Source organism: Streptomyces sp. NPDC020884, assembly GCF_044333935.1.
Taxonomy (GTDB): domain Bacteria; phylum Actinomycetota; class Actinomycetes; order Streptomycetales; family Streptomycetaceae; genus Streptomyces.
Window position 1 is genome coordinate 219,000 of the sequence record NZ_JBIRRY010000010.1, and the last position, 13,287, is coordinate 232,286.

At 71.5% G+C, this 13,287-nt stretch carries 11 protein-coding genes; 4 read left to right on the plus strand and 7 right to left on the minus strand.

The window, feature by feature from the left end; genetic code table 11:
* Positions 1 to 174 precede the first annotated feature (174 nt).
* From ACH4UK_RS28815 to ACH4UK_RS28840, 6 genes are all read right to left on the minus strand, one after another.
* A complete protein-coding gene (locus ACH4UK_RS28815; RefSeq protein ID WP_398360921.1) occupies positions 175 to 1,092 on the minus strand; it encodes a DUF4158 domain-containing protein in 918 nt (305 codons plus the stop codon).
* A 199-nt stretch (positions 1,093 to 1,291) separates the two neighbouring features.
* On the minus strand, positions 1,292 to 2,098 hold the full coding sequence (locus ACH4UK_RS28820; RefSeq protein WP_398360923.1) for a hypothetical protein: 807 nt from the start codon (positions 2,096 to 2,098) through the stop codon (positions 1,292 to 1,294).
* Positions 2,099 to 2,231: 133 nt separating this feature from the next.
* The gene (locus tag ACH4UK_RS28825; RefSeq protein WP_398360925.1) at positions 2,232 to 3,014 is read right to left on the minus strand and encodes a hypothetical protein; all 783 of its coding nucleotides are present in this window, start codon (positions 3,012 to 3,014) and stop codon (positions 2,232 to 2,234) included.
* Between the two features lie 187 nt (positions 3,015 to 3,201).
* The gene (locus ACH4UK_RS28830) at positions 3,202 to 4,215 is read right to left on the minus strand and encodes a DNA polymerase thumb domain-containing protein (RefSeq protein ID WP_398360927.1); all 1,014 of its coding nucleotides are present in this window, start codon (positions 4,213 to 4,215) and stop codon (positions 3,202 to 3,204) included.
* Entirely contained in the window at positions 4,212 to 7,679 is a 3,468-nt protein-coding gene (locus tag ACH4UK_RS28835) for a DNA polymerase III subunit alpha (RefSeq protein WP_398361220.1), read from the minus strand. Before ACH4UK_RS28835 ends, ACH4UK_RS28830 begins: the two co-directional genes overlap by 4 nt.
* Before the next feature lie 197 nt (positions 7,680 to 7,876).
* Positions 7,877 to 9,037, minus strand: coding sequence for a PP2C family protein-serine/threonine phosphatase (locus ACH4UK_RS28840; protein ID WP_398360929.1), 1,161 nt, complete (start codon positions 9,035 to 9,037; stop codon positions 7,877 to 7,879).
* Between the two features lie 683 nt (positions 9,038 to 9,720).
* Between ACH4UK_RS28840 and ACH4UK_RS28845 the strand changes: the two genes are divergently transcribed.
* The 4 genes from ACH4UK_RS28845 (at position 9,721) to ACH4UK_RS28860 (ending at position 12,729) form a co-directional block, all read left to right on the plus strand.
* A complete protein-coding gene (locus ACH4UK_RS28845; RefSeq protein ID WP_398360931.1) occupies positions 9,721 to 10,485 on the plus strand; it encodes a hypothetical protein in 765 nt (254 codons plus the stop codon).
* A 158-nt stretch (positions 10,486 to 10,643) separates the two neighbouring features.
* Positions 10,644 to 11,477 (plus strand): hypothetical protein, encoded by an 834-nt coding sequence (locus tag ACH4UK_RS28850; protein ID WP_398360933.1) that lies wholly within the window; start codon positions 10,644 to 10,646, stop codon positions 11,475 to 11,477.
* 293 nt (positions 11,478 to 11,770) lie between these two features.
* Entirely contained in the window at positions 11,771 to 12,325 is a 555-nt protein-coding gene (locus ACH4UK_RS28855; RefSeq protein ID WP_398361221.1) for a GNAT family N-acetyltransferase, read from the plus strand.
* Between the two features lie 107 nt (positions 12,326 to 12,432).
* Positions 12,433 to 12,729, plus strand: a complete 297-nt coding sequence (locus tag ACH4UK_RS28860) for a hypothetical protein (RefSeq protein ID WP_398360934.1) — start codon at positions 12,433 to 12,435, stop codon at positions 12,727 to 12,729.
* A gap of 63 nt (positions 12,730 to 12,792) precedes the next feature.
* Here ACH4UK_RS28860 and ACH4UK_RS28865 read toward each other — a convergent pair whose 3' ends face one another.
* Positions 12,793 to 13,272, minus strand: coding sequence for a hypothetical protein (locus tag ACH4UK_RS28865; protein ID WP_398360936.1), 480 nt, complete (start codon positions 13,270 to 13,272; stop codon positions 12,793 to 12,795).
* Positions 13,273 to 13,287: the final 15 nt, after the last annotated feature.

The following is a 13,287-nucleotide window of genomic DNA, read 5'->3' on the forward strand; positions in this document are numbered from 1 at the left end:
GCCCGGGACCGGAGCGGCGCTCCCGTCCCGGGCCCTTTGGGGTGTCCGGTACGTGTCTGCGCCCGTCTGAGAGGGGGTCGGTGCCCGGGGAACGTCGACGTCGCCCAGGTGGGGGACGCGGACGTCCCTCCTCGCTTCCCGGGCCGCCGGAGTATCAAGCCGCTACCACGATGGTCAGACGGCCGCCGAAGCAGCCGTGACCGGTGCCGGGAGCCGGACGAGCTCTTCGCCGACGGCCACCAGGCGTTGGAGGAGCTCCGTGCCAGAACGGCCCTCCAGCGGCGGTTCCGGCCGAGTGACGTGTCCCCGGCGCGGGCCCGCACCGGCTCGCCGCCGACCACGCCGTACGGTCCAGCCGCCCCGGCGGCGGCCTCGCCCGGGCGGCTGGACCGTACGGCGTGAGGTCAGGTGGCCGTGCCGGCGGAGGCCGCCGGTTTTTGACCTCTGGTCCCGATCTATCCGCGGTTCGCGCTCAGCTGGGACATCTGTTCGGGGAACGCTCGCGTATTGGCGCGGACCTGCGCCTCCTCGATGAGTGCGGCGAGTGCGGCGGCCAGGTAGATGGCGGCGGCGGTGGAGAAGGCCCAGGCGTAGCCGGTGACCGTGTCGGTTTGTGGGCTCGTCCACCCGCTCCAGGCGCTTGGCCAGGTTCTTGAAGTGCGACCAGGTCGGCCCTTGGGCGGGCTTCTTCAACCGGTTGAACAGCGTCGTCCCGTCGCTGTCGCGCTCTTCCAGCAGACGCAGCAGCCCGGCTCGCTGACATGGGCTCATCCGGTCGTGGATGCGCTCACGGATCGAGGCGTTCACCTCGGTGCGGATCTTCGAGGCCATCTTGTCGAAGGTGGAGAACCCCGGCAGCTCCAGCCCGGCTTCCACGACCTTCTCCAGCGCGATGTTGATCAGATCCGCCGGCCGGTTCTTCGCCGCGGCCTCCTTGCGGATCGACCGCTCGACGATCCGCCGGGCCGCGCCCTGGTCGTACTTCACGCCGACCTTCGTGCGGACCAGGCCCCGGTGGTGCTTGGCGGTCCGTTCCGCCCGGTGCCGTCCGGTTCGAGCCGAGTACCACCGGTTCGTCGACCTGCCCAACACCTGAGCCCGAGAGGATGAAGGCCAGGGACGGTCGCGGCACGGTGGCTGCTACGCCGTGCCGCTCGCCCCCGGGTCGTCGACGGTGCCCGAGGGGCGAGCGGCAGCTTCCCGGGGCTGAGGTCGCTGGCTCATCAAATCTCCCGCCCCTCCTCCGCGCGTCGCCCGTCGGGCGCCGTGAGGTGTCGTCGTCGGCGGGGCTCTACCTGCGCAGGTCCGCGACGAGGCCGATGACCGGGTCGTCACCGCGGCGGAGTGCCACCGCATAGAGGGACAGCAGCCGGGCCAGGACGGTGCGCGTCTCACGGTCCTGCAGATCGGGGCGGTCACGGTCGTAGCGAAGCAGGTCCACCGTGTCCTGGGCTGCCTGCGGTCGACTCTGGTGAAAGGCGCGGCGGACGTCGCCGAGGTCGGGCTGATCGGCTAGCCACTCCATCGCCTGCTCCAGATAACGTGCTTCCCATCCCTCCGGCACCACAGGGAGAGGACGCAGGGCACTCTGCACCCCGGCCCCGGTAAGCGTGGCGAGCCATCCGCTCTGCAGGTATCCCCACCACTCGGCGGTGAGTCCGGGGGCCCCGATCGCGAGCGCCACGCCGTCGGGCAGATCGTCCGGGTAGCGCAGGGCACGGGCCGTCCGGTCGAGGAGCTGTCGCAGGTTCGTGGCCATGGCGCCCGGGCTGGACACCATGCGGCGCGCTACGGCGTCGGGGGCCACCGGACTCGGCGCCTGCGGGCGCGGGCAGGGCGCGATCCGCTGCCACCCGCGGAAGTTGATCCACCCGTCTCGCACGAGGTCGTTCCCGAGTGCCTCGGTGAACGCGGGCGGCTCGGGCGACGGCTCCGGTCGGCGGGTGTGCATGGCCAGGAAGTGCCCGGCCTGAACGGCCAGCCGGGCCATCTCCCACTGGGCCGGGCGCCGCAGGCGTGGCGGGGACTCGTCCGTATAACCCCACAGGGTCAGGGAGGGATAGAAGTGGGCGCTGACGGACGGGTTGATGACGGGCATCGGCGCGGTCGCTTCCGGTCGGTCGGTGGTGCGGCCCGGACGGGCCGCACGGGACGGCGGGGTGGTACAGCCCCGCGACCGCGGGGAGCAGGTGCTGCGAATGTACGACGTGCGGGGTGTCGCCGGGGCGGGTTCAGGTGAGGTCGCTGCGGTGCCCCTGGCCGGCCCGTCGGGCGGCGCGGATCTGGACCTCGGCCGTGGGGTAGCGGGCTTCCAGCCGCCTCTTGCCGCGTACGGCCGTGGACGTGATGCCCCAGAGCGACATCTGCTTGCGGACCGACCCGGGAGCGATTCCGAGGTACTCCGCCACCTCGTCCCTGGACATCGTCTCGTGCGGCGCCCCCGTCTCGTCGTCGGGGGCGATGGCCGCGAGAGCCCGCCGCGCGCGCTCGGCGGCTGCCGTCGCGGTGTCCAGGGCGGCCTTGGCGGCGGCCCTGGCGTCGAGGGCACGCTCGTACTCCGTGCGCCGCTCCTGCACGTCCTTTGCCCACGCGTCGAGGCGGGTCTCGACCGTCTCCCACAGGCGTGACCAGGAGGACGTCTCCTCGGTGGTGAGCTGCTCCGGCTCACCTTCGGCCACGGTCAGCCGGTAGGAGGCGAGCGGCTGCGGCATCTCCATGTTGACGCGGGAGAACCCGGTGATCTCCAGGGCGACGCCGCCCCGCTGCCAGACCGCCGGGGTGCCGGGCGGCGTCTTGGCCGCCTGCTCCACCTCGTCCTTGAACCGGTCGAGCTCGGTCACCTCCTCAAGGTCGGGCAGTGCGTGCTCCTCGACCAGGGCCCAGAACTCTTCCGCCGGCACATCGTCCACGCTCTGCGCGCCCCGCTGCCGGAGGGATTGCGCGATGACGTCGATGTCGTAGCCCTCGGCTTCGTCGGCGAGGGCGCGCTCGATGCTGTCCTTCAGATCGTTCATAGTCCTCTCCTCCGAGTGCGGGCGGGGTGCCCGATACGCACTTTGCCCCAAGTGGGGTGAGGTTGCAAAGACTTCGCCCCACATGGGGAGATGTTTGTGACGGATGCGGACCCCGCCGGTATCAGCGCAACTGCGGATTCCCCAGGCCCCTGCTCGACTCGGTGCGGTGGGCAAAGCGCGCGGTCGTTCAGGCTCGGTACGTCGGTTCGCGGCGCCCGGCGAGGGCCGCGGGTTTGATCACGTCGGTTCCGTACCTTCGCCGGGCGCGGTCCTGGACGGCTTCGATGAGCAGCGTCTTGTCGATGGTGTGGTCGAAGGTGAGCTGGCGGGTGGCGTGTTCGGCGGGGGAGAGGTTCTCGCCGCGCAGGGTGATGCTTCGTACGCGGGCGCGTTGGAGGCCGAGGGTTGCGTAGAGGTCGTACGCGCTGCGGGCGAGGAGCGTCGTGTGGTGGGTGGCTTCGGGCAGGGCGCGGGTGCGGGTGGTCGTGGCTCCGTCGGCGTACCGGATGGTGATGGTGAGGCCTGTGGCGACCTGGGCGTCGGTGCGCAGTCGGGTGCCGAGCTGTCCGGCCAGGTCCAGGAGGGCCCGGCGGTGTTGGGCGGGGTCGAGTTCGTCGCGGACGAAGCGGTGCTCGGCGCTGGTGGAGCGGGCGACGGGCTCGGTGACGACGGGCCGGTGGTCTTGTCCGTGGGCGCGGTCGTGGAGGGTGCGTCCGGTGCGCGCGCCGAGGAGTCGCTGGACGGTAGCGAGGGGGAGGTGGGCGAGGTCGCCGACGGTGTGAACGCCGTGCTGGACGAGGAGGCGGACGGTGGTGGGGCCGACGCCGGGCAGCTCCCGGACCGGGCGGGGCCGCAGGAACGCGCTCACCCCGGCGGGGTCCACGGTGAGGAGGCATCCGGGGGGTGTGAGGGCGCAGGCCATGGCGGCGACCATCCGGCTCGGCCCGGCAGCGGCGGCGGCCCGGACACTGTGGTGCGCGGCGGCGCGGAGCTGGATGAGGCGGGCGATCTCGGCGGCGTCGCGGTTCCAGAAGCGGAGGGCGCCGGTGACGTCGAGGACGGCGCTGTCGGGTTCGAGGAGCTGGACCTGCGGGGTGACCTGTTCCAGCAGCGGGCGCAGGTCCTCCAGGCGGATGGTGTCGGGGAGTTCGAACCGCAGGTGGACGATGTGCCGCAGCTGCTGGGCGGTTGTGGTGGTCATCCGGCGCTCCCGGGGGAGCGGTGGCCGAGGCGGCGGAGGTCGGCTGAGCGGGTGCCGGCGGGCTGGAGGTCAGCGTAGGGGTGGAGCCGGGCTCCGGCGGTGCCATCGGTCAGCGTCCGGCCGCCCGTGCCGCTCTGTGCTCGGCTGCTGGAGCCGGATTCGGCGGGGGTGGGGGCCCGGGTGGTGCCGAGGAGGTCGAGGGCGGCCTGGGGGCCGTGGTCGCGGCGTGCAATGGCGACCTGGTCGAGGTCCCATGCCTGTTCGCCGACGACGGTGCGGCGCGGCCCGCGCGCGGTGACCGTGCCCCGGACCAGGAGGAGCCCGGAGTGGAAGACGGTGTGCGCACACTGCTCGTGCGAGTCCTCGAAGAACGCGAGATCGACCAAGCCGGAGCCGTCCTCCAGCGTGACGAAGATGACCCGCTTCCCCGACGGGATCGGCGGGGTCTGGGTGGAGGCGCGGACGCCCGCGACCAGCACCTTCTGGCCCGGGTGCAGGGCGGCCAGGTGCGCGGCGTCGGTCGCGCCGAGTTCCCGCAGCAGCCGGTGATGGTGGTCCATGAGGTGGTGGGTGACGTCGATGGACAGCACTTCCAGCTCGGCGTCGAGGGTCTCGCGGCCGGTCATCTCCGGAAGCCCGCTCGGCGTGGTCGTGACCAGCTCGCCGCCGATCGGGAGCTGGCCTTCCCCGGCGCGGCGGCCGCGCTGGTGGCGGTGGAGCTCGGCCGCCTGGAGCAGGAGGTCGCGGCGGGTCAGGGTGCCGCGCAGCGTGTCCAGGGCGCCGATCCGGATGAGGCGTTGGACGGTGGGGAGCGCGGGGCGGGCCCGCTGCCACAGGTCCTGGAGCGATGAGTACGGGCGGGAGGCGGTCAGCCGGGCCGCTTCGTCCTCGCCGATGCCCTTCACTCCTGACATGGACAGCCGAACCCCCCACCCCTGCCCGGTCTCCACGACCCGGTACGCGGTGTCGGATTCGTTGACGTCGACCGGGAGGACCGGCACTCCGTGGCGGCGGGCATCGGCGACCAGGACGCGGGCGTCCCACATGCCGGGGTCGTGCTCCAGGACCCCCGCGTACAGGGCGGCGGGGTGGTGCGCCTTCAGCCACGCCGACTGCACCGCTGGCACGGCGAAAGCGACCGCGTGGGCGCGGCAGAAGCCGTATGCCCCGAACTCCTTGATCACCGACCAGACTTCGTCGATGACCTCGGGGGCGTAGCGGCCGGTCGCGGTCGCGGCCTGCCGGAACCACGCTTCGACGGCGGGGAGCCGGTCGGGGTCGGCGAGGGCGCGGCGGGCGACGTCGCCCGCCGCGCGGTCGCAGCCCGTCATCCGGGACAGGATCGCGATGATCTGCTCGTGCCAGATCACGACGCCGCCGGTGTCGTCGAGGATCGGTACGAGGTCGGGGTGGGGGTAGTGGGGGGCGCCGCCGTGTCGGGCGGCGATGAACCGGGCTGGCATGCCCCCGGCGACCGGCCCGGGGCGGAACAGGCTGATGTCGGCGATGACGTCCTGGAGGTGCCTCGGCTGGAGCCTGGAGAGCAGGTCGAGCTGCCCGGGCGACTCGATCTGGAAGCAGCCCAGCGTGTCGGCGGCGCGGATCAGCTCGAAGGTTTTCTGGTCGTTGAGGTCGACGTGGTCGGGGCTGTCGAGGTCGAGCTGCCGTCCGGTCGTCCGGCGGATCTCGGCGACGGCGTGTGCCATCGCGGACTGCATGCGCACGCCGAGGACGTCGAGCTTCAGCAGGCCGAGTCCTTCGAGTTCGACGTCTTCCTTGTCGGCCTGGACCATCGGGTAGCCGCCCGGCGTCGGCTGCACGGGCACCCGGTCCAGCAGGGTGGTGTTGGAGAGGATGACGCCGCAGGGGTGCATCGCGTATCCGCGGGGGAGGCCGTCGAGGCCCTCGGCCAGCTCCCACAACGGCCCGAACTCCCCGGCGCGGGCGGCGAGGTTCCGCAGCTCGGGCAGCTCGGTGAGCGCGGAGCGGATGTCGCGGGCCCGGATGTGGGGGAAGGCCTTCGCGATCTCGGCGATCTGCTGCGGCGGCATCCCGAGGGCGAGCCCGGTGTCGCGCAGGGCGTGACGGGCCCGGTAGGTCTCCGGCATCCCCGTCACCGCCACCCGGTCCCGGCCGAACCGGGCGATGATCTTGTCGTAGACCTCCAGGCGGCGGGCGGACTCCACGTCCAGGTCGATGTCGGGCAGGCTCGTGCGCCGCTCGGACAGGAACCGTTCGAACAGCAGCCGGTGCTCCAGCGGGTTGGCCGTCGCGACGAACAGCGCGTGGTTGACCATCGATCCGGCGCCGGAGCCGCGTGCCGCCACCCGGATACCCATCGACCGGACGTCCGCGACGACCTGCGCCACCGCGAGGAAGTACCCCTCGTACCCGAGGCGGCCGATCACGCCGAGCTCGTACTCCAGCTGGACCGCGGCGCGTTCGTCGTGGTCCAGGCCGCGGGCGTTCATCCCGGCCTCGCACCGCTGCCGCAGCAGCCGCATCGCGTCCCCCGGATCCCGCCCGGCGCCGACGGCCTCCGGCTCGGGGAAGTGCGGGCGGCCCATACCGAGATCCGCCCGCGGGTCGACGCGGCAGCCATCGGCGGTCGCCTCGGTCTCGGCGAGCAGCGCGGCTCCCCGCTCCGGCCCGGCACCGGCGGCCTCCGCGATCCGCCCCGCTACCTGGGCCATGGCCTCGGGGCCCTTGAGCCAGCGTTCTCCGCCGTCCAGGGCCCGGCGGTCGACCGGGCGCAGGAGACGTGCGGAGTCCAGGACGTCGGCGATCCGGTGCTGGGCGGGGTCGGCGTAGCGGACCGCGTTCGACACGACCACCGGTACTTTGTGCTGGTCGCCGAGCTGGAGCGTGCGGGCGGCCAGGCGCAGGGATCCGGGGCCGGTGCCCTGCCGGCCCAGCCACACCGCCTCCAGCCGCAACCCCGACCCCGCGACGGATTGCCACGGCTCCAGCAGCCGCCCGGCCAGATCCGGGCGCCCGGCGGACAGCGCCCGCACCGGCTCGGACACCGGCCCCAGCAGCACCACCAGGTCCTCGCCCGCAACGTGCTCCTGCAGCACCGGCCACCCCACCACCGGCACCCCGTTCACCGGCGCAATGTGCGCGGCCGACACGATCCGGCACAACCGCGCCCACCCCGCCCCGTTCCGTGCGAGCAGCGTGACCCGGTACTCCGCCTCCACCACGTGGGCCCCGCCCCGCACGGGGGTGCGCCGGCGGGGCGCCGGGCCGGGCGGTGTGTACGGGGCGACGGCGACCTCGACGCCGAAGATCGGCCGGACGCCGGCGGCCGCGGCCGCGTGCGCGAAGCGCACCGTCCCGGCGACGGTGTCCCGGTCGGTCAGCGCGAGGGTGCCGATGCCCCGCTCGGCGGCCCGGCGCACGAGGTCCGCGGGCAGGGATGCGCCGTACCGGGCCGAGTACCCGGACGAGACATGGAGGTGCACTCCGCTCACGAAGCACCACCCGTCTCACGAATCGAACAGTTCCAGCCATCCGGCCGGATACCACCAGGGTATTCGAACGAAGGTTCGAGTGCGATTCGGGAGAGCCACCCACCGCGGTGCAACCATCAGGATTCCGACAGCGGGGCTTGAGCCCCTCCCTTTCGGTCCCTGTCAAAAACAGCAGCTCAGAGGGCATGTCACCCCTCGAACGGGGACTGCGGTGACTCAGAGTTGGTGATGGCCAGCAGGGCCATGTCGTCGTCCCTCGCGCCGTTCGTGTGTCGGCGTACGTCCTCGGCGACCGATGTCAGCAGCGTTTCGGGTGAGCTGAACTTCCTCCCCTCCAGGTGTCGGGCAGGGGCGTAGAAATCACCGGCGGCGTCGCGGCTCTCGGACAGGCCGTCGGTGTAGAGCAGGAGCGTCGAGCCCGGCGGGAAAGACCACTGGTCTGGCCGGCAGGTGTGGGTGCTGAGGTGTCCGAGGCCCAGAGGCAGCGCGAACTCGCCGGGGTGGAGCTTGGTGATTCCTCCTGCCGCGTCGAGGAGGAAGGGTTCGGGATGCCCCCGGTTGAGGATGTGCAGGCTGTGCTGGCCGGGTGGGATCTCCGCGAGGACGCAGGTGGCGAAGGACTCGGAGATGTCCGGTGCCCTGCGCCGCTCTGCTCCGCGGATCAGGGCCTTCTCCAGGCGGTCGGCGAGTGTGGGCAGGCAGGGTTCGCTGTCGGCGGCTTCCCAGAAGGCGCCGAGGACGACGGCCACCGTCTCGATCGCGCCGAGTCCTTTTCCCCGTACGTCTCCGACGATCAGGCGGATGCCGTAGGGAGTCTGCAGAGCCGCGTAGAAGTCGCCTCCGACCAGGGTGTCTGTCCGGGAGGCCTCGTAGCGCGCTGCCAGACGCAGACCACCGATCCGGGCGGGCGGGGCCGGAAGGACTGCTCTCTGGGCCGCCTCGGCCACTCCTCGCGCGGTGGCGGCCTGGTTGCGGGCACGTTCCACGACCCCGTGGATCAGGACCGCGAGGACGGTCGCGAAGACGATGGTTGCCAGTTCGGTCGTGAGGTACTGGGCAGCGGCGTCCTCTGTCACCCTTCCGCCCACGACGTGGAGAAGCACGGCGGCCAGGATGCCGACAGCACCGAAGAATGCCGCTACCCACCGCGCGAAGAGAGGGGCCGCGACGAGGGGTGCAGCGGTGAAGAAGGGGGTGCCGGTGATCTCCCGCGGTGTGACCGCCTGCCAGACGATCCCGATGACCACAAGGAGCGGCGGAAGCGCGCGGGCCAGGGTCCGATTGCCGTCGGCGCTGCTGCCGCCCGCGTATCCGTCGGAGATGTCCCGCATCGATTCGTGACCACCCAATCCTCCGAGGACACCTTCTCCACTATCAGAATGACGGCGACGCGATGTGGAGGCGACCGGTGAACACAGGGCCGCACGGCGCGGGCGATCTCGTCCAGCTCGCTGGTCACGCGAGCAGATGACGCCAGGGCCGGGTGTCCGGTGTGCTGCGTACGTTGGCGTTCCGCTCGCAGGCCACCGAGGCCCAGGGGAGAGGAGCTATCGCCATGACCTGCACACAGAAAAATAAAAGCATGAAGCCGGAGGTTCACCCGGGCTGCTGGGTGGGCACCTTCCGCCCCTCCTGGGGGCCCGGACGTGACGATACGGAACGACACGTGACGACCCGTGACGATTCGTCACGACCGGGTGGGGACGGCGCGGGTGGGGCAAGCGGGCTGGAAAGGCGGCCGGAGGCGCCACATGCTTTTATTCTGGTGTGTGCAGGTCACAAGCATAGGCCGGTGCGTCTCCTCGGGTCTCGGGAGGCACACCGTACGAACCCAAGAGGACACCGGCTCCGCCGGCGACGACCCGCCAACAGCAAACCCCCGGTGCCCGGCCGCCGTCGGCACCGCCCACAGAGCACAAGGCGCCGGGGGAGCAGCCCGCCGACACCAGACGCCGCCCCGGCGACCGCGCACGAAGAACCCGCCACCGGCGGCCACCAGCCGCCCGTCCCGACCCTGCACGGGAGAAACCAGATGACCGAGACCGACCTGCCCACACCCGCACGCACCACCCCGGTCCGCGACGACCACGCCTGGCCCTTCCCCCTCAGCACCGGCGGCCGCTCCCACGTGCGCCTGCGCCTCTGGCCCACCCGCGACCACCCCGGCCCCCTCGCCATCGCCACCGACCTGATGCTCGGCGCCGGACTCATCAACAACGCCGAAAGCCTGTGCCGCGCCGCCCTGACCGAGTTCGGCCCGCACACCGTCGTCGTACGCCACTTCCCCGCCTGGTCCATGAGCGCCATCAACGGAGAGGACGTCTTCGACCAGCTCACCCTCGACGACCGCGACCACGCCCGCACCCGCCGGTGCACCGAAGAGATCCTGAACCTGCTCGGCCCCGCCGTCCTCGGCTACCCCGGCGACACCCCGCCCGCCGACATCAGTGCTGGCGCGGCCGCCGTCCCGCCACAGAGCACCCACATCGCCCGCGCCCTCGCCGCCCTGCTGCGCCTCCACGAGACCCGGGTGATCGAACGACGCCCCGACGGCTACCCCACACGCACCGGCCCCGTCGCCGAGAAGGACCTCACCCCGTTCAGCCACCTCAAGCTCGGCACCGAGGCCCTCCGCCGCCTGGCCGGCTTCCTCGCCGAGACGGACACCGACCCGCACCAGAGCGCCGCCGGCGCCAAGCGGGAACACCGGCTCGGCAAGATCATCCACATCCTGCAGGAGCAGACGTGGCAGCTCGGCATCCTCGTCGACGAACTGGCAGCCGAAGACCGGATCTGACCCACCCACCCGGACGCCCTCACGGCGACCAGGACGAGCCCGGCCGCCCCGGTAGGGGATCGCTCCCCGCAGCAGGGACGGACAGCTCCACCGAGGGCGGCCGGCACAGATCCGGCGTCCGCCCACACAGGAACGCCGCGGTGCGAAAGACTCCCACCGTGCCCCCATCCCTTAAGAAGCCCACGAACCGCATGGAGCCGCTGGGCCAGGTCGCCCGGGAACTATGGATCCTCAGCGGCAACGAATGCGCCTTCGAGGCGTGCACCGAGCGGCTCATCTGCGACGACGGCGCATTCATCGGCGAAGTGGCCCACATCCACGGTGTCGAACCGAGCAGCCCCCGGCACGATCCCGCACTGGACCGACAGGCCCTCCGGGCCGCCGGCAACCTGATGCTCCTGTGCCCCAAGCACCACACCCGGATCGACCACGTGAACAGCCGCAGCAAGTACCCCGCGCCCATGCTGCGCAGGATGAAAAGGAAACACGAGGACCGGTTCCGTGAGGCGGCCGCCTACATCGAGGCCCAGTTCACCGACCACACGAAGGCCGCAACCGTCCGCTACGCAACCACCCTCGCCGCACTTCACGCCTCCATCGGGGTCGACAAGCTCACACCCGACGAGAAGCACGACGACGTCGCGCTGGTCAACACCATCGCGGACAAGCTCGCCGGACTGACCCTGCCGGCCCGCAGCCTCCTCTCCTTCCTCGTCCAGGCCGACGCCCTACTCGGCATCGCCGAGGTGTCCCGGCGCACCCGCCGGTCACAGAGCGAGATCACCAGCACGATGGAGGAACTGGACCGCCTCGGGTACGCCTACCTGGAACGCGAACCCGACGAGGACGAACCCCGCGGCGCTCTCAAGCTCTGGACCCACACCTCATTCGACGGATGGCCGTTCTGGGATGACCTGCGGACCTTCCTCGGCGAGCACCCGGAGCACATCGCGCGGGTCATCGTCGACCTCGAGTTCAACCTGCTGGACTGACAACGCAGCGGCCTGGACACAGCCAGTCTCTCGGCCCGTCTCGAGCGGCGGTACCGGCGATACCCGAGCTTGCCCATGCAGGATCACGAGGTGGCGGGTGCCCGAGTCACAGCCCCCAGCTCCCGCTGGTGTGGGGGTGGCGGTGGGCGAGATCTCTGACCCGATCCGGCTCCGTGCCTGGGTGCAGACTATGACCGGCGATAACGTCGCCGAGCCGTCGTCGACCCGCGCCTACACCCCCGTGCTCACGATCGGAGACCGCCATCACCAGCCCCGCTGACCCGATCACCTGGCTGCGCACCGGAACCTGCGGACTCGGCCCGTACCGCGCCGACCTCGTTGAGATGTACTGGCGCTGGGAGCAGGACCCCGCCCTCCTGGTCGGCTACGGGCGCCAAGCGCCCGAGTCGCTGGAGGCCCGTACCGAGGGCATGGCCCACCAGCTGCGCGGCGAGAACATCCGCTTCACCATCTACGACCTCGGCGGCTCCGAGCCGACACCGGTCGGCGTGGCGACGCTGCTGCCCGACCACAGTGTCCGCACGGCCGAGTTCGTGATCATGCTCGGTCCGGAGGCCCGGGGCCGGGGCCTGGGCACTGCCGCGACCCGGCTCACTCTCGACTACGCGTTTCACGTCACGAACCTTCGGATGGTCTGGCTGAAGGTTCTCGCGCCGAACGTGGGCGCGATCCGCGCGTACGAGAAGGCTGGCTTCCAGAAAGTCGGTGCGATCCGCCAGGCCGGGTACTGGCTCGGACAGGTATGCGACGAGATGGTGATGGACGCGCTAGCCACAGAGTTCACTGGCCAGTCAGCCGTCGCTCCCTCGACCCCCGCGTCTGGCTGATCCACTCGCGCATCTTGTCGTACGAGCAACCGCGTCAAGCGGACAACGTTCACACCTCAGCATCGGGGTCTAGCTGAAGAGGCTCGGCATGCCCTGACTCTCCGTCGATGTCAGTGACGGCTGCCATCGTGGACTCCATGGTCACGGCAGAGGTTGCGAGGTCCGATTCGGTGCCCTGGCTGGCGGTCCAGCTCGCCAAGCCGGTGGGCGAGGTGCTGGCCGTGCGCGCTGCCGGTGTCCGGGCGTTGTTGCCTTCCCGACCGGACAGCGCCTCGGGCCGGTACATGTGGTGGCGCCGTCTCCGCGGGGAGCAGGCCCGCCAGGCGATGATCCTCGGCCGGCTGGAGGCGCTCAGCCTGCACCTGCGGGGAATCCCCGCCCTGGGATATGCCGCCGACGACTGAGGCGCTGGCGCACTACCGGGCGTGCCGGGCGCGGGCGCACAGCACGCCCGCGCCGCTGGAGGATCAGGTGTCCTGCACGGTAAGCAGCACGGGCCGTCGTCCGTAGGAGGTGCTGAGCGCATCGATCACCTGGCGGCCTGCCTCGGTCAGGTCCTCCTCGGTCGCGTGCCAGAAGCCCGAGAGCGCCTCGTGCATCGGAGCCTTGGGATCCGCGTCGGGGTCCCGAAGGGCCCAGGTCGCCCCGGTGGTCCCGAGCAGCAGATGTCCGATCAGGCAGTCGGACCGTGAGGAGACGTCGATGTCGTCGTCGTCCAGGTCGGGGAACGCCTGGTGCCATGCCGGGGCCGGGCCCACCGGTTCTTCGGTGAGCACAGCATGGACGTCCAGACCTGCGGCGCACACGATCATGGGCTCCTCGGTGCGCTCGGGCCATAGCGCGTACACGCTGGTGCCGCAGCCGCCGTAGCTGTCGAGGTGCGTCGGCCAGCGAATGAGTGTGCCGGTCATGGCGGTGGCGTCCATACGGCGCCAAGGGCTGCCCATGGTGCTCTCCGTTCG

Excerpts from the sequence above, each read along its gene's own strand:
- ACH4UK_RS28820 (WP_398360923.1), bottom strand. The coding sequence starts at position 2,098 with ATGCCCGTCATCAACCCGTCCGTCAGCGCCCACTTCTATCCCTCCCTG.
- ACH4UK_RS28825 (WP_398360925.1), bottom strand. The coding sequence starts at position 3,014 with ATGAACGATCTGAAGGACAGCATCGAGCGCGCCCTCGCCGACGAAGCC.
- ACH4UK_RS28830 (WP_398360927.1), bottom strand. The coding sequence starts at position 4,215 with ATGACCACCACAACCGCCCAGCAGCTGCGGCACATCGTCCACCTGCGG.
- ACH4UK_RS28845 (WP_398360931.1), top strand. The coding sequence starts at position 9,721 with ATGACCGAGACCGACCTGCCCACACCCGCACGCACCACCCCGGTCCGC.
- ACH4UK_RS28860 (WP_398360934.1), top strand. The coding sequence starts at position 12,433 with ATGTCAGTGACGGCTGCCATCGTGGACTCCATGGTCACGGCAGAGGTT.
- ACH4UK_RS28865 (WP_398360936.1), bottom strand. The coding sequence starts at position 13,272 with ATGGGCAGCCCTTGGCGCCGTATGGACGCCACCGCCATGACCGGCACA.